The sequence below is a fragment of the Micromonospora sp. NPDC051924 genome (genome assembly GCF_055586005.1).
The window spans coordinates 43,268-60,200 of record NZ_JBVJJA010000035.1 but is presented as its reverse complement, the minus strand read 5'-3'; the positions used below and the strand labels follow the sequence as shown (position 1 = coordinate 60,200).

Below are 16,933 nucleotides of genomic sequence, written 5' to 3'. Positions count from 1 at the left end.
AGAGACTACCCGCAGCCGGTGGCGGCGGTCAATGGCAGGCGGTGCCGGCGTCAGGCCGGGTAGAGCTCGTCGCGGATCCGGGTGAGCAGCTCGGCGGTCCGCTCCGGCGGCGCGGCCTCGACGCAGAGCCGCTCCATCGCCAGCGCGTAGTAGTCCAGGTCGTCGCGCTTGTCGAGATAGATGGCGCTGGTCAGCTGTTCGATGTAGACGATGTCGGGCAGGTCCTGGTCGCCGAAGCGCAGGATGCTGAAGGCTCCGCTGGCGGCGGCGTGACCGCCGGCCTCGAACGGGACGATCTGGAGCCGGACGTGCGGCGCGGCAGTGGCCTCGACCAGCGCGTCGAGCTGCGCGCGCATCACCGCGGGGCCGCCGATCGGCCGGCGCAGGGCGGCCTCGTCGAGCACCGCCCACAACTGCGGCGGGTTGCTGCGCCGCAGCAGCTCCTGGCGCTCCATCCGCAGGCGGACCCGCCGCTCGATCTCCTCGGCCGGCGCACCCCGGTGACCGAGCAGGATCACCGCCCGGGCGTAGTCGGCGGTCTGCAGCAGCCCGGGCACGAACTGCACCTCGTACGTGCGGATCAGCGCGGCGGCCGCCTCCAGGCCCAGGTAGGACTGGAACCAGCCAGGCAGCACGTCACCGTACCGGTGCCACCAGCCGGGGCTGTTCGCGTCCCGGGCCAGCTTGAGCAGCGCCTCCCGCTCGTCGGCGGCGGTGACGCCGTAGAGGGTGAGCAGGTCGGCGACGTCGCGTTCCTTGAAGCCGACCCGGCCCAGCTCCATCCGGCTGATCTTGGACTCGGAGGAGCGGATCTCCCAGCCGGCGCTCTCGCGGGTCACCCCGGCGCCTTCCCGGAGCCGGCGCAGCTGCCCCCCGAGCAGCATGCGCAGCACCGTCGGCCCGCTGGTCGGACCCCCCTCGGTGGGCACCATCGTCACTGCTCGTCCCTCGCCTGCCGACTGTCGCCGACCGGACGCCCCAGCCCGGCCGACGTGTAAGCATGCCATGGACCGACAGTGAGGTGAACTCCTCCGGACAGCCGAGTCAGTCGCGCTCGCGGGACGACCCGCGGGCGATCAGGTTGTCGAAGTCGCCGTCCCGCGCGCCGAGCACGAAGGCGGCGATCTCGTCCACTGTGTAGATCAGCGCCGGACCGTCCGGATGCCGGGAGTTGCGCACCGCGATCCCGGCACCGCCCGGAAGCTCGGCCATCTCGACGCAGTTGCCGCTCGGGTTGCTGCGTCGACTCTTCTGCCACCGCAGGGGCGGCAGCTGACTGGTGGGTACGCCGTTGTGAGGCTGCTGCATGGGGCGTCTCTCTGTGCAAAAGCCAGCCGATGCCGCGGGGAGGACAGGCGATGGTGGCAGAAAGGGGATCTGTCGACTGAGGACTCAGATGCACGTGCATCTGCTATTGCATCTGCATTGGACAGCGAGCATGATAGCCGAAGTGTGGCGTACCCAGGCGTTCACTTTGGGTTACCCCGCTCCGGGTGCGACCAGGGAAAACGTGGTCGCCGACGAGGCCGAGTCTGCGGTGAGGAGGGCGCGTGCCGGATCCGATGACCGTCGCTTCCGGTATCTCCGCCGCTGGTGCCCTGGTCTCCGCCTGGCAACTGCGCCGCCGGGCACAGCGCGCCGAGGCGGAACTCGAACTGCTCCAGGCCGAGCTGGAGGCGGAACGGCACGCCGCCAGCCACGACCCACTGACCGGGCTGCCGAACCGCCGGGCCTTCTTCCGGCTGGCCGCCGCCCTGCTCACCGACGCCGCCGGCAAGCCGCTGGTGGCGATCGTGCTGGACCTCGACGGGTTCAAGCAGGTCAACGACCGCTACGGGCATGCCGCCGGCGACCAGGTGCTGGTCAGCGTGGCACAGCGGCTCACCGCGTTCGCCGGGGACAACCTGGTGGCCCGGCTCGGCGGCGACGAGTTCGCCGGGCTGCTGGCCAGCCCGACGGTGGACCGGCGGTGGCTCGAACACGCCAGCCGCCGGCTCTACGAGGCGCTCGCCGCGCCGATCCCGCTCGGCACCCGGATGGTGCAGGTGACCGCCTCCGTCGGGCTCGCCCCGGTGTACGGCCCCGCCCAGCTGACCGACGCGCTCTGCCGGGCGGATGCGGCGATGTACCGGGCGAAGAGCGTCGGCGCGGCCCGGGCGGCCCGCGAACTCATGGCCGAGTGCTGAGCGGAGGCACACAGCGTCCTCGGCGGCGGGGCGATGTCCGCTCAGCCGTCCCAGCGGCCGAGGTCGCGTAGCGCCCGGCGGGCGAGGCTGACCAGCCCGACGGGCGACAGCAGCCCCTCCACGATCCGCAGCGCGCGCACCCGGTCGGCCTCCGGCCGCTCGGCGTCCGCCACGTCACCGGCCCAGCTCGACATGTCGTCGAGCGCGCGCACCCCGAGGTGGTAGGCCAGCCGGACCGGATCCGGCCGCACCGGGCCGTACCCCTCGAAGAAGGCAGCCTGCTCCGCCGGGGTCACCGGCGCGAACGCGAGCACCCCGCCGAGGACGAACATCAGGTCCCGTTCGCGGGGCGCGAGCACCGCGTCGTCCCAGTCGATCAACCAGACCTGCCCGTCCGGGCCGAGCAGCAGGTTGCCCAGGTGCGGATCGCCGTGGCAGACCACCAGGTCGGCGGGGCGGGCCCGCAGCTCCGCGCCCAGACGGTCCACGCGGTCCAGCAGGGTCGCCAGGTCGTCGGCCGCCTCCCGCCAACGGCCCGCCACCGCACGGGTCCACCGGTCGGCCGTCCGGTCGTCCACCGCCCGCAACCGACGGTCCGTCTCCCGCGTCGCCGCGCCGATCAGCGCGTGGGTGTGGTCCTCCCGGGGCAGCCCGGCCAGCTCGTCGGTGACGGCGACCGCGTGGGTCGCGGCCAGCACCTCGCCGTACGCGCGCCAGTGAGCGGGCCGCATCCCGCCGGCGAGGGCCCGCTCGTCGGAGGCCCACGGCACCACCGACAGTCGTCGTCCCTCGTGGACGGTGCACACCTCGCCCTGCCGGGCGACGCGCGGCGCGACGATGCCCGGTACGCCCTGCTGGGCGAGCCGGGCCGTCACCACCAGCCCGGCCTGGGTGCCGCCCCCGCTCAGCTTGACCGCGTAATCGCCACCGTCGACGGTGGTGGCCCGCCACAGCTCGGCGCTGGCGTCCGCGCCGTACCCGACGGGCACGGCGGAGACGACGGTCAGGCCGAAGTCGTCCGCCACCCACCCCGCGAGCCGCTCGTCCACGCCGGTCGCCATCTCGCCCGTCACCGGCCCACCATGCCACTCCGGTGACCGGCGAGCGAACCGTTATCGCCAGCCGTACCCGGCGCGCAGGGTCCGGCCCACCCGGTCGAACCGCGTCCGGTCCAGCACCGCGCCCTCGCGGCGGATGCTGTCCTCGCGCATGGTGAGCACCCGGTCGAGGCGTACCCAGCTCGGGCGCTGGTCGCGGTCCCACTCCCCCGGGCCGAGCGCCAGCCAGTGCCGCTGCCCGTCCCGGTCACTCTGGCTGGACAGCATCAGCCCGAACAGGGTCCGGCTCTGCCGGCCGACCACCAGCACCGGCCGGTCCTTGCCCTGGCGGGGGTCATCCTCGTACGGCACCCAGGTCCAGACGATCTCGCCCGGGTCGGCCTGACCGTCCAACTCCGGGGCGTACGCCAGCTCGCGCCGTTGCAGCGCGGCCACCTGGCGGCGCCGGGCAACCTGGGCCGGGATCGGGCCCGGGGTCCGGGCCGGCGCGGACGCGCCTCCGGTGATCCGGCCAAGCCGGGACGCTACGCTCCTCAACAGACCTGCCACGGCGGGCAGCCTACCGCCCGGAGGCGGGCGAGGCGCAGGGTGGACCACGGACGAAACCGGGATCCATTGCCGGGCGAGGTGGCCCGGGTGGTCGACGCGGGTTCGGACTGAACCGGGGAGCCGGCGTCCCGGGCCGGGGTGGTTGACTCGGTCCGGGGGTGGTCGACATGACCGTGGAGGTACGCACGCGCAGCCTGCCGGGCCAGCCGGCCGCGATCGGCTCGGCGGGGCCGTTCACGCTGGTGGTGGACCGCCCGGCCGACGGCGGCGGGGACGGGCTCGGGTTCAACGGCGGGCAGTTGCTCTACCTGGCCGTCGCCGGATGCGTCTCCAACGACCTGTTCCGCGAGGCGCGGGCGATGGGCGTGGCCCTGCACCGGGTCGAGGTGACCGTGCACGGCGACTTCACCGGCGACCCGGCCGTCTCCACCGAGATCGGCTACGACGTACGGGTGGCCGGGGACGCGTCCGACGAGCGGCTGCGCGAGCTGGTGGCCCGGGTGGACGCGATCGCGGAGATTCCCAACTCGCTGCGTCGGGGCACCCCGGTACGGCTGCGGCACGCCGCGGTGACCGGCGGCGCGGACGCGGGCTGACGTCGCGGGTCACCGACCGTCGGGGGGCCCGGCGCCGGGCCGGCGGGTGAGGCACGGGTCAGGCGGGGCGGCGGGCCAGAACCAGCGTGGTCCGCAGGTCCAGCACGACCGTGCCGCCGAAGCTGTCGACCGCGGCGCCGACCGCCGCCAGCACCCGCTCCCGCAGCTCGGGCGGGCGGCGCAGCTGGGACGAGAACGTGCCGACCAGGCGCCGGTATGCCGTCGTGTCCAGCGGCACCGTCCGGCGCAACGGCACCGACCGGACGTCGGTGAAGAGGCCGCTGTCGACGATGTCGGCGTGGAACCACCCCTCCGGGCGTTCATCGCGCGCCCGCGGGTCGGCCGACCGGACGGCCGCCGCCAGGGCCACGGCGTGCGCCGGGTCGACGTACGCGTAGCGGTGCCCGAAGACGGCGAGGGTGCCGCCGGGGGCGAGCGCGTCGTGGGCGCGGCGGTTGCGGGCGGCCGGGTCGAGCCAGTGCCAGGCCATCGCGCAGGCCAGCGCCGGCACCCCACCGGCCGGTGGCGTCCACTCCTCGAAGGGGAGGGTCACCACCCCGACCTCGGGAAACCGGGCGGCCAGCACCCCGGCCATCCGCCGGTCCGGCTCGACGCACGTCATCGGCGCGCCCAAGCCGAGCAGCGTCCGGGTGGCCAGGCCCGTCCCGGCGCCCACCTCGACCAGGGCCCCCGGCACCCCACCGTGGTAGGCGCGGACCGCGTCGACGATCTTCGGCGGATAGCCTGGACGGGCCTCGTCGTAATCGCCGGCCACCTCACCGAAGAGCTGCGACACGATCGCCATCATCGCAGCGCGGACTGGCCGCACCAACCCGCCGGGAGGAACCGTGCACCCCGAACTGCCCCGCGATCTGCCGGTGATCGAGCGTCGTGCGGTCCGGTTGGTGGTGCTCGACGCGACCGACCGCCTGCTGCTGTTCCACACCCGGGATCCCGAGCACCCCCGCCTCGGCACCTGGTGGGAGCTGCCCGGCGGTGGGCTCGACCCCGGCGAGACGTACCTGGCGGCGGCGGTGCGGGAGCTGCGCGAGGAGACCGGGATCGTGGTCCGGCCGGACCAGGTGGGCGCGCCGACCTGGCGGCGCCGGGCCAGCTTCATCCACCGGCGCCTGCGGCACCTGCAGGACGAGGTGGTGGTGCCGGTCCGGCTGCCCGGGCCGGGCCCGGACGTGGACGAGGCGCACCGGCTCGACTACGAGGTGGAGGACTACTTCGGTTTCCGCTGGTGGCCGGTCACGGAGATCGTCGCCGACCGGCCGCGCTGCTATCCGGGGCGGCTGCCCGAGCTGCTGCCGGCGTTCCTGGCCGGCGAGGAGATCGACGAGCCGTTCGAGCTGTGGTCGTAACGGCCGCCGCACCGGCGGCCGGGGTGACGGGCGGGCGCGCAGCCGGCACAGTGGAGCGGTGACTCCACTCCACGAACCCCTCGCCCGCTACGCCGAGCGGCTGCACCGCGCCGCCGGCGACGCCCATCACGTCGCCTCCCCGCTCGGGGCCTGGCTGCTGCTCGCGCTCACCGGGCCGGCCGCCACCGGAGACGACCGCACGGAACTGGCCGAGGCGCTCGGCACCGACGTGGACGCGGCGGCGGAGACGGCACGGGCGCTGCTGTCGGCGCCGCACCCGCTGGTGGCCTCGGCCAGCGCCGTGTGGGAGCGCGAGCCCTTGGAGGGCCTGACCGGCTGGCGGGCCGGCCTGCCGGAGCGGACGCAGCGCGGCCCGCTCCCCGACCAGGCGGCGCTGGACGCCTGGGCCCGCGAGCACACCGGCGGCCTGATCGACCGCTTCCCGCTCGACGTCACCCCGGAGACGCTGCTGATCCTGGCCAGCGCGCTGGCCACCAAGGTGTCCTGGGCGGACCCGTTCCAGGTGGCGCCGGCCGGGCACCTCGGCTCGGGCAGCGCCTGGGCCGGCCGGCTGCACCGGGTGCTGCGTACCCCGCCGTGGGGGCACCGGTGCTGGATCGCGGCCACCGCGCGGGCGGGCGACGTGGCCGTGCACGCGGCACCGGCCCGACCGGTGGCGGGCGCCGACGGGGAGGCCGGGATGCTGGTGGTCTCGGTCGCCGCCGCGCCCGACGTACCGGCGGTGGACGTGCTCGCCGCCGCGCAGGAGGTGGCCACGGCGGCCGCCACCGCGCCGGACGGGACGGCACCCGGCCGGCGGTCGCTGTTCGACCTGCCGCTCGGCGAGACGCCGCTCTGGACGCTGCGCGAGGAGCCGACCCGGACCTTCGCCGCCGACGGCCGGGAGGAGCACGCCGAGGCCGTGCTGCCGTGCTGGTCGGCGCAGAGCCGGCACGACCTGACCCCGGCCGGCTTCGGGTTCGCCGCCGCCGCGCGGGCGCTGGGCGAGCTGGTCGGCGTGCCGCGGCCGCCGTACGAGGTGGCGCAGGCGGCGGTGGCGCGCTTCGGGCGATTCGGTTTCGAGGCGGCCGCGGTGACCGCGTTCGGGATGGCGGCCGGGCTGCCGCCGGAGGGGATCGCCCGGGTGGCGGAGCTGCGGTTCGGGCACCCGTACGCGGTGGTGGCGGTGGCGACGGACAGCGCGGGCGGGCCGTGGCACGGCGTGCCGGCCTACTCGGCGTGGGTGGCCGAGCCGGCGGAGCTGCCCGAGTCCGAGCTGGCCGACCCGCCCGTCGAGTGATGACGCGCGGGGCCTCCGGTCGCGGCCGGAGGCCCCGCGCTCGTCACACCGCGACCGGCGACTCCGCCCGTTCGGCGGTCCGGGCGGCGAGCCGCCGTTCCCGCTCCTGGGCGCCGATCAGGTCGTCCGGCAGGGAGTCCTCGACCTCGAGGTCGAAGCGGCGCAGCAGGCGGATCGCGAACCCGCCGAGGGTGATCAGCACGAGGGCCGCCCCGAAGCAGACGTACGCGAAGCCGATGCCCCGGCCGGGACCGGTGCCGATCACCGCGCCCACCGAACCGGCGAGCGCCCCGCCCGGGGCGAGCATCGGCTCGAACAGCGCGGTGGCCCCCGGCGCGAGCAGCGCGAAGCCGATCGGCAACGTCGACCAGGCGATGGTCTGGTTGAGGCTGAAAACCCGGCCGTGGAAGCGCTGCGGCACCTTGACCTGGACGATGGTCGCGTAGATCGACTGCGCGGTGGTCATCGCCATGGCCAGCCAGCACATGCCGACGCAGATCATCGCCACCGAGGCGTCCAGGCCGATCAGCACGCAGCCGATCGCGGTACCGAGGTTGGCGACCAGCACGCCGATCATCCGCCGCCGGCGCGGGCCGCCCCAGAGCGACATGAGCACGCCACCGGCCACCGCGCCAAGCGCCTCGGCCAGCGCCACCTGGGCCACCTGGGTCGGGCTGCCGAAGGAGAGCACCAGCGGGGTGGTGAGCACCAGGGCGGGAGCCAGGAAGATGTTGCCCAGCGCGAAGTAGCCGAGCATCAGCCGGAAGCCCTTGTGCTGCCAGGAGTAGCGCAGGCCGTTGGCGATGGCGACCAGCAGCCGTTCCCGGGGCCGCCAGCCGAGCAGGTCGGGGAAGCGGACCACGGCCAGGGTGGCCACCGCGACCACGTAGCTGGCCACGTCGACGAGCAGGATGCCCTTCAGTTCGATCGCGGCGAGCAGGCCGGCCGCGAAGACCGGCATGAGCAGGGTGGCGACGCCGGTGGAGAGCTGGGTGATGCCCATCGCGTGGCCGAGGTAGCGCTTCGGCACGAGCTGGGGCACCGCCGACTGGAAGGCGATCCGCTGGAACGACCCCGCCACCGAGCTGAGCGCGACCAGCAGGTAGATGTGCCAGAGCACCAGGCTGTCGGTCCACAGCAGCGCGGCCAGGACCAACTGGATCGACCCGGCGACGGAGCTGGCCAGCATCATGATCCGGCGCCGGCTGACCCGGTCGACGATCGCGCCGGCCACCGGGAGCATCAGCACGCCGCAGATCAGCGCGAGCGCCCAGAGCAGGCCGAGATCGGCGACCGACCCGGTCCGGTTGAACAGCCAGATCGGCAGGGCGAACGCGGTCAGCGCGGACCCGGTGCTGGAGACGAGCTGCCCGACGGTGACCGCCAGGAAGCGGCCCATGCTCGGCTTGACGGTCGCCTTGGGCGGCCCCTCCACCGCGCCCACCCGCAGGTGGTCCAGGACCGCCCAGCCAGCGTCCTCACCCCTGGCCTCGGGGGTCAGCGCCGTGACGTCCCCGGCGGCCACCGCCGGGTGGACCCGGGTGACGATCTCGGCCAGTTCCTCGGCGCGGTACTTCAGGAAGAAGTGGCCGGCCTGGTCGAGGACCACCAGCCCGAGGGTGTCGCTGAGGAACTGCCACTCGGCGTACCGCTCGCGGTAGTAGTCGGTGACCGGGTCCTCGGAGCCGACGACCGAGATGATCGGGGCGCGCAGCTTGCCGGCCCCCTGGTCGAGCAGCCGGGTGAAGTACTCCTCCGAGGCGCGGGAGTCCGCCCGCATGTTGCTGATGATCCGGTCGGCCTGCTCCGGGTCCAGCTCGTCGGTGTCCACACCCATCGACTTGAGCCAGCTCGCGTAGTGCTTGTTGCTGCGCAGCTGCTCCAGCCGGTTGCGCGCGGTGGCGAAGAGGCCCTTGGGGCGGGCGAACGGGAACATCGCGCCGATGTAGACGGCCGCCAGGTCCCGTCCGGCCGCCTCGACCTTGCGGGCCACCTCCGCGACGATGGCGCTGCCCACGCCGCAGTGCCCGTAGAGCGCGATCGGCCCCTCGACCCGCTCCACGATCTCGTCGGCCACCCGGGTGGTCAGCTCGTCGAAGGGCAGCGCGTCCTCGCTCAGGCCGACGTCGTGCCCGGGGATGGCCAGCGACCACAGGGCGTGCCCGGCGGGCAGCGCGTCGGCGAGCGGCTGGTAGACGATGGCGCTGCCGCCGCCGTACGGGACGCAGACGTAGGACAGCACCCGCTGCGCGGCGGGGATCGGCTTGGTCAGCTCGTAGAGCAGCCGGCGCGGCCCCTCCTCGGCAGCGTCGCCGGAGATGAACGCGGCCAGGTCGCGGATGGTCCGCTGCTGGAACAGGTCCATCACGCCGACCGCCCGGCCGCCCAGCTCCGCCTTGCGGATCTTCGCGACCACCTGGGTGGCGAGCATGGAGTGCCCGCCCAGGTCGAAGAAGTCGTCGTCGATGCCGAGCGTGTCGACGCCGAGCACCTCGGACCAGATGGCGGCGAGCGCGCGCTCGGTGTCGTCGCGGGGTTCGACCAGCGCCACCGACGCCTCGCGGGTGATCACCGGGGCGGGCAGGGCCTTGCGGTCGAGCTTGCCGTTCGGGGTCAGCGGCAGCGCGTCGAGGGTGACGAACGCGGCCGGCACCATGTACTCGGGCAGAGTCTCCTTGAGCGCGGTCTTCACCGTGCCGTGTTCGGCGGGCCCGACCAGGTAGGCGGTGAGCCGCTTGTCGCCGGGGCTGTCCTCGCGGACGACCACCGCCGCCTCGGTCACTCCGGGCTGCTCGCGCAACGCGCTCTCGATCTCGCCCAGCTCGATCCGCAGGCCGCGCAGTTTGACCTGGTGGTCGATCCGGCCGAGGAACTCGATCACACCGGTCTCCCCCGACCCGTCCGGGGCGGGCACCCAGCGGGCCAGGTCACCGGTGCGGTAGAGGCGGGCGCCGGGTTCCCCCGAGTACGGGTCGGGGACGAACTTCTCGGCGGTCAGCGCCGGCCGGCGGTGGTAGCCGCGGGCCAGCCCGACACCGCCGATGTGCAGCTCCCCCGCGACGCCGACCGGGCACTCCGCCCCGGCCGGGTCGAGCACGTGCAGCCGCAGGTTGGCGATCGGCGCGCCGATCGGCACGCTGGTCACCTCGGCGAGCAGCGCCGGATCGCAGGGCCAGGCGGTGACGTCGATGGCCGCCTCGGTCGGGCCGTACAGGTTGTGCAGCCCGCACCAGGGCAGCCGGGCGGTGAAGTCCGACGCCGACGTCAGCGGCAGCTCCTCGCCGGAGCAGATGACCCGGCGCAGCGCGGTGGCCGCCTCGATGCCCTCCTCGCCGAGGAAGACGGTGAGCATGGACGGGACGAAGTGGGCCGTGGTGATCCGCTCGGCGACCAGCAGGTCGCGCAGGTAGCTGGCATCCTTGTGGCCGCCCGGTTTGGCCAGGACCAGCCGGGCGCCCTCGCGCAGCGGCCAGAAGAACTCCCACACCGACACGTCGAAGCTGGCCGGGGTCTTCTGCAGCACCGCGTCGTCCGCGCCGAGGCGGTACGTCTTCTGCATCCAGTCGAGCCGGTTGACGATGCCCCGGTGGGTGTTCGGCACGCCCTTCGGCCGGCCGGTCGAGCCGGAGGTGTAGATGACGTACGCGAGGTGCTCGGGGCCGGCAACCGGCTCCGGGTCGGTGGTCGGCTGGTCGGCCCAGACCGTGGCGTCGTCCAGGTCGAGCACCTGGGCGGCGGTCTCCGGCAGCACGTCACGCAGGTGCCGCTGGACCAGCACCACCGGCGCGTCCGCGTCGGTGACCATGAAGGCGAGCCGGTCGGCCGGATACTCCGGGTCCAGCGGCAGGTACGCGCCGCCGGCCTTGAGCACGCCGAGCAGGCCGGCGACCAGCTCGACCGAGCGTTCGGCGCAGACGCCGACCAGGGTCTCCGGGCCGACCCCGGCGGCGCGCAGCCGGTGGGCGATCCGGTTGGCGGCGGCGTTCAGTTCCGCGTACGTGCGGCTGCGTCCCTCGATGGTGAGCGCCACCGCGTCCGGGGTGGTGGTGGCGCGCTCCTCGATCGGGCCGTGCAGGGTCTGCGTACGCGGGAAGTCGGCGGCGGTGTCGTTCCAGGACGCGAGGAGGGCCTGTTCCTCGGCGGGCAGCAGCTCCAGCCGGGAGAGCGGGGTGTCCGGCGCGGCGACGATCGACGCCAGCAGGGTGGTCCAGCGCCGGGCCATCCGCTCGACGGTGTCCCGGCGGAACAGGTCGGTGTTGAAGACCAGCTTGCCCCAGAGCCCGTCGACCGTCTCCACCGCGTGCAGCTCGAAGTCGAACCGGGTGGCCCGCAGCTCCATCGGGGTCCACTCGAAGCTCACCTCGTCGGCCCGGGAGACCCCGGAGAAGCGGCCCATCTCGTAGTTCTGCAGCACGAACATGGACTGGAACACCGGGGAGCGGCTGACGTCGCGGGGCAGCCCCAGCTCGTGGACCACCTTGGCGAACGGCACCTCGGCGTGCTCGAAGCCGTCCAGCACGGTGTGCCGGGTGCGCTCCAGCAGCTCGGTGAAGGTCGGGTCGCCGGCCAGCTCGGCGCGCAGCGGCAGCATGTTGATGAACATGCCGACGACGTTCTCCAGCTCGGGCGCGGACCGGCCGGCCACCGACGCGCCGACGGCGAAGTCGTCCTGGCCGGAGTACCGGGCCAGCAGCACCTGGTACGCGGCGAGCAGCGTCATGAACAGCGTGCCGCCGCCGGCCCGGGTGAGCGCGTTGAGCCGTTCGGTGGCCGCCGGGTCGAGCTGGAACTCGACGAAGTCGCCCCGGTAGGTCTGGGTGGCCGGGCGGGGCCGGTTTAGCGGCAGCTCCAGCGGGGTGATCCCGGCGAGCCGCTGCTTCCAGTAGTCGACGTGCGCCCGGGCCTGCGGGCCGTCCAGCTCGTCGGCCTCCCAGACCGCGAAGTCGCCGTACTGGATCGGCAGGGTGGGCAGCTCGCCGCCCCGGTACAGGGTGATCAGGTCGCGCAGCAGCACGTCCACCGACCAGCCGTCGCCGACGATGTGGTGCTTGCCGAGGAACAGCACGTGGTCGTCGGCGACGTTCATCCGGTCCGGAGTGCCGGCTTGCGGCGCGGAGGCCGGATCATCGTCGTTAGCCAGCCGGACCAGCAGTGCCCGCAGCAGCGGGCCCCGGGCCAGGTCGAACGGCTCGGCGGCGGCCGCGTCGACCAGCGCCTGCGCCGCTGCTTCGTCGGGGGCGTCCACGATGGTCAGCGGCACCTCGACGGTCTCCTCGACCACCACGGTGGGACGGCCGTCCGCGTCGGCCGGGAAGCGGGTGCGCAGCGACTCGTGCCGGGCGGCCAGCGCGGCCAGGGCGGCGCGCAGCGCCGCCTCGTCGAGCGGGCCGCGCACCCGCAGCGGCACCGCGATGTGGTACGCCGCCTCGCCCGGGGCGAGCTGGTCCATGAACCAGACCCGCTCCTGGGCGTACGACAGCGGCACCTCGGCGTCGGCGGGCCGGGGGTTGATCCGGGCCGCAGGGGCGGCCTGGCGGGCGCGCAGTCGCTTGGCGATCAGCGCCTGCCGGGCCGCTTCCCGGCTCGGATCCTTCAGGTCGGTCATCAGCTCGATTCCTCTTCCGCCGCCAGCAGCGCGGCGACCTCGGTGTCGGAGAGTCCGTCGAGTTCGGCGGCGATCCGCTCCTCGATCTGGGCGGCCAGGTCCGCCACCACCGGGCTGCTGAACAGCGCCCGCATCGGCAGTTCGACGTCCACCTCGGCGCGGATCCGGGCCATCGCCCGCATGCCGCGCAGTGAGTTGCCGCCGATGGCGAAGAAGTCGTCCAGCGCGCCCACCTTCTCCACCTGGAGGATCTCGGCGTACACCTCGGCCACCAGGGCCTCCGCCGCGGTGCGGGGCGGCACGTAGCTGTCCTCGGCCGGGACGGTGACCACCGGGGCGGGCAGCGCGGCCCGGTCCAGCTTGCCGTTCGGGGTCAGCGGCAGCGCGTCGAGCCGGACCAGTGCGGTCGGCACCAGGTGCCCGGGCAGCTCGCGGGCCAGCTCGGCGCGGACCGACTCCTCGACGGCCGGGCCGACCAGGTAGCCGACCAGGACCGGCTCACCCGCGGCGACGCGCACCGCCGCGGCGGCCGCCCGGACGTCCGGGTGGGCCAGCAGGGCCGCCTCGATCTCGCCCAGCTCGATCCGCATGCCGCGCACCTTGACCTGGTCGTCCCGGCGGCCCAGGTACTCCAGGGTGCCGTCGGCACGCCAGCGGGCCAGGTCGCCGGTGGCGTACATCCGCTCCCCCGGCGCGTACGGGCAGGGCAGGAAGCGCTCGGCGGTGAGGCCCGGCCGGCGGTGGTAGCCCCGGGCCAGCTGGGTGCCGGCCACGTACAACTCGCCGACCACCCCTGGCGGGACCGGCTGGAGGGCGGCGTCGAGCAGCAGCGCCCGGGTGTTCCAGGTGGGCGTGCCGATCGGCACCGGCCCCGCGGCGACCGGTTCGCCGGGGGCGGTCCGGTCGGCCACGCAGCCGACGGTGGCCTCGGTCGGGCCGTACTCGTTGATCACCGCGACCTCGGGGTGCGCGGACCGCCACCCGGCGAGCTGCTCGCCGGTCAGCGCCTCGCCGCCGATCACCAGGTCGGTGGTGGGCGACAGCTCGCCGTCGAGCAGCGGCAGGTGGCTCGGGGTGACCTTGAGGAAGCTCGGCCGGCCGCCGACCCGGGCCGCCGGCTCGTCGATCGCGGCCAGCCGGACCGTGCCGCCGGCGGTGAGCGTGCCGAGCAGGCCGGTGACCGTGAGGTCGAACGAGACCGGCGAGTGCAGCAACGCCGTGCCGGCCAGGCCGGGGTAGGTGTGCCGGGCCCAGGCCAGGTAGGCGGTCACCGCGCCGTGCTCCACCACCACGCCCTTGGGCCGCCCGGTGGAGCCGGAGGTGTAGAGCACGTACGCCGGGTGCTCCGGGCGCAGCGGGGCGCGCCGGTCGGCGTCGGTGAGGTCCGCGTCGGACTGGTCGGCGCCCACCTCCCCGTCCAGCACCAGCGCCTCCCCGGGCACCAGCGCGGCGGTCTCCGGGGTGGCCAGCACCAGCGTCGGCTCGGCGTCCGCCAGCAGGTACGCGATCCGCCCGGCCGGGTACGCGGTGTCCACCGGGACGTACGCCGCGCCGGACTTGAGCACCGCGAGGATGGCCACCACCAGCTCGAAGGAGCGGGGCAGGGCCAGCGCGACGCGGGTCTCCGGGGCGGCGCCGCGGGACACCAGCAGCCGGGCCAGCCGGTTGGCGGCGGTGTTCAGCTCGGCGTACGTCAGCGGCACACCGTCGCAGACCAGCGCGGTGGCGTCCGGGCTGGCCGCCGCCTGCCGCTGCACCTCGTCGACCAGCGTGGTCGCCGGCACCTCGTGCGCGGTGTCGTTCCAGGTCGCCAGCACCCGGTCCCGGTCGGCGTCGGCGAGCAGCGGCAGGGCGGCGACCGACCGGTCCGGGTCGGCGACCGCGGCGTCGAGCAGCCGGACGTACCGGTCGACGACCGCCTCGGCGGTGGACCGGTCGAACAGCTCGGTCCGGTAGACCAGCCGGCTCTCCTCCGTGGTGATGTCGAAGGCGAGGTCGTCCTTGGTGGTGCCCAGCTCGACCGGGTCCAGGCCGGAGTCGGGGATGAAGTTCAGCGCGGTCTGGAAGATCGGCTGCACCGACGGGTCACGCTGCGGGTCGACCGCCTCGACGATCTCCTGGAACGGGGTCTGCCCGTGTTCCATCGCGTTGAGCAGGCCGTCCCGGACCCGGTCGAGCAGCTCCCGGAAGGTCGGGTCCCCGGAGACGTCGCAGCGCAGCGCCACCGGGTTGACGAACATGCCGATCAGCGACGCCAGCTCGGGGCTGTCCCGGCCCGCGGTGGACACCCCGACCACGACGTCGGTGTCGCCGGAGAGCCGGGACAGCAGCGCCGCGAAGCCGGCCAGCAGCACCATGTACGGCGTGGCCGCCGCCCCGGCCGCCAGGGTGCCGACCCGGTCCAGCAGCCCGTCCGGCAGCGCGAAACGCACCTCGTCGCCGGCGAAGCCGAGCTGGGCCGGGCGGGGGCGGTCCAGCGGCAGGCCGGTCACCGGCGGCGCGCCGGCCAGGTGATCCACCCAGAAGGCGAGCTGCCGGTCCAGCTCCACGCCGGTGAGCTGGCCGCGCTGCCAGACCGCGAAGTCGGCGTACTGAATGGGCAGCTCGGGCAGGGCGGCGGTGGCGCCGGTCAGCGCGGCCTCGGTGAGCGCGGTGATCTCCTTGATGAACAGCACCGCCGAGTGACTGTCGAAGACCACGTGGTGCACCACGAACAGCAGCGCCACCAGGTCGTCCGGGTTGCGGACCAGCCGGGCCCGCCACAGCGGCGGCCGGTCCAGCGGGATCGGGGTACGGGCCAGCTCCGCGCGGAGCGCCTCCAGCCGCTCGAGGTACTCGGCCCGGGGCAGCCGGCTCAGGTCCTCGGCGGGCAGCGGGACCGGCACGTGCGCCTGCACCACCTGCACCACGGCGCCGTCGTCGACCCGCAGGTGGGTACGGAGCGACTCGTGCCGGGCGACCACCTGGTTGACGATGTCGGTGGCCGCGTCCACGTCGATCCCGGCCGGGAACAGCCACGGGCTGGACACGTTGAACACCGGCGACCCGGTGTCGAGCTGGTTGGCCATCCACACCCGTTCCTGGGCGAAGGAGGCCGGGAAGGTCCACTCCTGGCTCATGAGTGCCCCTCGCGGACCGAGCGGGGGCGCATGTCCGTCCACACCGTGTCGACGTGGGCCAGGCACTCCTCGCGGGTGCCGGCGAAGCCGGCGTCGTGCCAGCCGGCGGGGAGGTCCCGGTCGGCCGACCAGATCGAGTACTGCTCCTCGTCGTTGCGCACGACCAGGAATCGGGGTTCGGCCATCTCAGTTCACTCCAGCGGTGTCGGGGGTGTGCGGTTCGGCCATCGCGACGGCGATCTTGCGGGGCCCGGTGTACGGCTCGCGGGCGTGCGCGGCGGTCATGTTGTCCACCACCAGCACGTCGTCCTTGTGGTAGTCGAAGCGGACGCTGGCGGACCGGTAGGCGGCGCGCAGGTGGTCCATGACGTCGGTGGGGATGTCGCCGCCGTCGCCGTAGTAGGTGTTCGACGGCAGCCCGTCGGCGCCGAACATGGCCAGCAGGCCCTCCTGGTAGTCCTTCGGGAGGGTGGTCACGTGGAAGAACGTGGCGTGGTTGAACCAGCGCGGGGTGTCCGAGCCGGGCCGGTGGTGGACCACGTCCCGGACCGCGCGGGTGCGCAGGCCGTCCTTGCCGACCCACTCCACGGTGATCCCGTTCGCCACCGCGTACGCCTCGACCTCCGCCCGGTTCTCGGTGTTGAACACCTCCTGCCAGCGGGTGCCGAAGTCGCCGTGGAAGTTGCGCACCAGCATCCAGCGCCGCCGGATGAACTCCTCGCGCACCGCCGGGTCGATCGCCTCGTACACCCGGCGCACGTCGGCGAGGGGGGTGGCGCCCTGCGTCTCCGGCGGGGTGATGCAGTAGAAGAACAGGGTCAGCGGCCAGCGCGCCTGGTACGAGTTCTCGTTGTGCAGGAAGATCTCCTCGTCCGGCGGGTAGTCGGTCGAGGTGTAGACCCGGCCCTTGATGGAGTGCCGGGGCGAGGACCGCTCGGTGTAGGTCAGCGGCTCGCCGGAGAGGGCGCGGACCGCCCGGTCGAAGCCGTCCACCCCGCCGACGTCGAAGCCGCGGAAGAGCAGCCCGCCGTGTTCGGCGAGGGTGGCGCGCAGTTCGGCGCGCCGGGCGTCGATCAGGTCGGTCAGCGCCCGGCCGTCGTTCTCGACGACCACCGGGAGCGTGGCGATCGTGTCGCTCATGGTGTCGTATCTC

The 16,933-nt window shown here is 74.2% G+C and carries 13 protein-coding genes; 4 read left to right on the top strand and 9 right to left on the bottom strand.

Going from position 1 to position 16,933, the window contains the following annotated elements; all coding sequences use genetic code 11:
• Positions 1–50: 50 nt before the first annotated feature.
• Both ACZ6S5_RS24925 and ACZ6S5_RS24920 read right to left on the bottom strand, forming a co-directional pair.
• The gene (locus tag ACZ6S5_RS24925) at positions 51–884 is read right to left on the bottom strand and encodes a helix-turn-helix domain-containing protein (protein ID WP_466004212.1); all 834 of its coding nucleotides are present in this window, start codon (positions 882–884) and stop codon (positions 51–53) included.
• Between the two features lie 160 nt (positions 885–1,044).
• Positions 1,045–1,308 (bottom strand): DUF397 domain-containing protein, encoded by a 264-nt coding sequence (locus ACZ6S5_RS24920; RefSeq protein ID WP_466004173.1) that lies wholly within the window; start codon positions 1,306–1,308, stop codon positions 1,045–1,047.
• A 242-nt stretch (positions 1,309–1,550) separates the two neighbouring features.
• Between ACZ6S5_RS24920 and ACZ6S5_RS24915 the strand changes: the two genes are divergently transcribed.
• Positions 1,551–2,186 (top strand): GGDEF domain-containing protein, encoded by a 636-nt coding sequence (locus tag ACZ6S5_RS24915; protein ID WP_466004171.1) that lies wholly within the window; start codon positions 1,551–1,553, stop codon positions 2,184–2,186.
• 41 nt (positions 2,187–2,227) lie between these two features.
• Here the strand turns inward: ACZ6S5_RS24915 and ACZ6S5_RS24910 are convergent, their stop codons facing one another.
• Together ACZ6S5_RS24910 and ACZ6S5_RS24905 are read right to left on the bottom strand one after the other, a co-directional pair.
• Positions 2,228–3,259, bottom strand: coding sequence for a phosphotransferase (locus ACZ6S5_RS24910; RefSeq protein WP_466004169.1), 1,032 nt, complete (start codon positions 3,257–3,259; stop codon positions 2,228–2,230).
• 39 nt (positions 3,260–3,298) lie between these two features.
• Positions 3,299–3,793 carry a type II toxin-antitoxin system PemK/MazF family toxin gene (locus tag ACZ6S5_RS24905; RefSeq protein WP_466004167.1) on the bottom strand — a complete coding sequence of 165 codons (495 nt, stop codon included), beginning with the start codon at positions 3,791–3,793 and terminating at the stop codon, positions 3,299–3,301.
• A 167-nt stretch (positions 3,794–3,960) separates the two neighbouring features.
• Here ACZ6S5_RS24905 and ACZ6S5_RS24900 point away from each other — a divergent pair, with 167 nt between their 5' ends.
• The gene (locus ACZ6S5_RS24900) at positions 3,961–4,389 is read left to right on the top strand and encodes an OsmC family protein (RefSeq protein WP_466004166.1); all 429 of its coding nucleotides are present in this window, start codon (positions 3,961–3,963) and stop codon (positions 4,387–4,389) included.
• Between the two features lie 58 nt (positions 4,390–4,447).
• Here the strand turns inward: ACZ6S5_RS24900 and ACZ6S5_RS24895 are convergent, their stop codons facing one another.
• Positions 4,448–5,185: a class I SAM-dependent methyltransferase gene (locus tag ACZ6S5_RS24895; protein ID WP_466004164.1), complete on the bottom strand. Its 738-nt coding sequence runs from the start codon at positions 5,183–5,185 to the stop codon at positions 4,448–4,450.
• Between the two features lie 52 nt (positions 5,186–5,237).
• Between ACZ6S5_RS24895 and ACZ6S5_RS24890 the strand changes: the two genes are divergently transcribed.
• The gene (locus tag ACZ6S5_RS24890) at positions 5,238–5,756 is read left to right on the top strand and encodes an NUDIX hydrolase (protein ID WP_466004162.1); all 519 of its coding nucleotides are present in this window, start codon (positions 5,238–5,240) and stop codon (positions 5,754–5,756) included.
• 58 nt (positions 5,757–5,814) lie between these two features.
• Positions 5,815–7,056: a hypothetical protein gene (locus ACZ6S5_RS24885; RefSeq protein ID WP_466004160.1), complete on the top strand. Its 1,242-nt coding sequence runs from the start codon at positions 5,815–5,817 to the stop codon at positions 7,054–7,056.
• Positions 7,057–7,099: 43 nt separating this feature from the next.
• Here ACZ6S5_RS24885 and ACZ6S5_RS24880 read toward each other — a convergent pair whose 3' ends face one another.
• Genes ACZ6S5_RS24880 through ACZ6S5_RS24865 form a run of 4 tightly spaced genes read right to left on the bottom strand, consistent with a single transcriptional unit; the run spans position 7,100 to position 16,920 of the window.
• Complete coding sequence (locus ACZ6S5_RS24880) at positions 7,100–12,661, bottom strand: amino acid adenylation domain-containing protein (RefSeq protein ID WP_466004158.1); 5,562 nt, start codon at positions 12,659–12,661, stop codon at positions 7,100–7,102.
• Positions 12,661–15,780 carry a non-ribosomal peptide synthetase gene (locus tag ACZ6S5_RS24875; protein WP_466004157.1) on the bottom strand — a complete coding sequence of 1,040 codons (3,120 nt, stop codon included), beginning with the start codon at positions 15,778–15,780 and terminating at the stop codon, positions 12,661–12,663. The genes ACZ6S5_RS24880 and ACZ6S5_RS24875 overlap by 1 nt, the downstream gene beginning before the upstream one ends.
• Positions 15,777–15,965 (bottom strand): MbtH family protein, encoded by a 189-nt coding sequence (locus ACZ6S5_RS24870; RefSeq protein ID WP_466004156.1) that lies wholly within the window; start codon positions 15,963–15,965, stop codon positions 15,777–15,779. Before ACZ6S5_RS24870 ends, ACZ6S5_RS24875 begins: the two co-directional genes overlap by 4 nt.
• A 1-nt stretch (position 15,966) precedes the next feature.
• The gene (locus tag ACZ6S5_RS24865; RefSeq protein ID WP_466004155.1) at positions 15,967–16,920 is read right to left on the bottom strand and encodes a TauD/TfdA family dioxygenase; all 954 of its coding nucleotides are present in this window, start codon (positions 16,918–16,920) and stop codon (positions 15,967–15,969) included.
• Positions 16,921–16,933: the final 13 nt, after the last annotated feature.

What these genes read in the sequence shown, in the direction of transcription:
- ACZ6S5_RS24925 (WP_466004212.1), bottom strand. Translation starts at nt 884, where the DNA reads ATGCTGCTCGGGGGGCAGCTGCGCCGGCTCCGGGAAGGCGCCGGGGTG.
- ACZ6S5_RS24920 (WP_466004173.1), bottom strand. Translation starts at nt 1,308, where the DNA reads ATGCAGCAGCCTCACAACGGCGTACCCACCAGTCAGCTGCCGCCCCTG.
- ACZ6S5_RS24900 (WP_466004166.1), top strand. Translation starts at nt 3,961, where the DNA reads ATGACCGTGGAGGTACGCACGCGCAGCCTGCCGGGCCAGCCGGCCGCG.
- ACZ6S5_RS24880 (WP_466004158.1), bottom strand. Translation starts at nt 12,661, where the DNA reads ATGACCGACCTGAAGGATCCGAGCCGGGAAGCGGCCCGGCAGGCGCTG.
- ACZ6S5_RS24875 (WP_466004157.1), bottom strand. Translation starts at nt 15,780, where the DNA reads ATGAGCCAGGAGTGGACCTTCCCGGCCTCCTTCGCCCAGGAACGGGTG.
- ACZ6S5_RS24870 (WP_466004156.1), bottom strand. Translation starts at nt 15,965, where the DNA reads ATGGCCGAACCCCGATTCCTGGTCGTGCGCAACGACGAGGAGCAGTAC.
- ACZ6S5_RS24865 (WP_466004155.1), bottom strand. Translation starts at nt 16,920, where the DNA reads ATGAGCGACACGATCGCCACGCTCCCGGTGGTCGTCGAGAACGACGGC.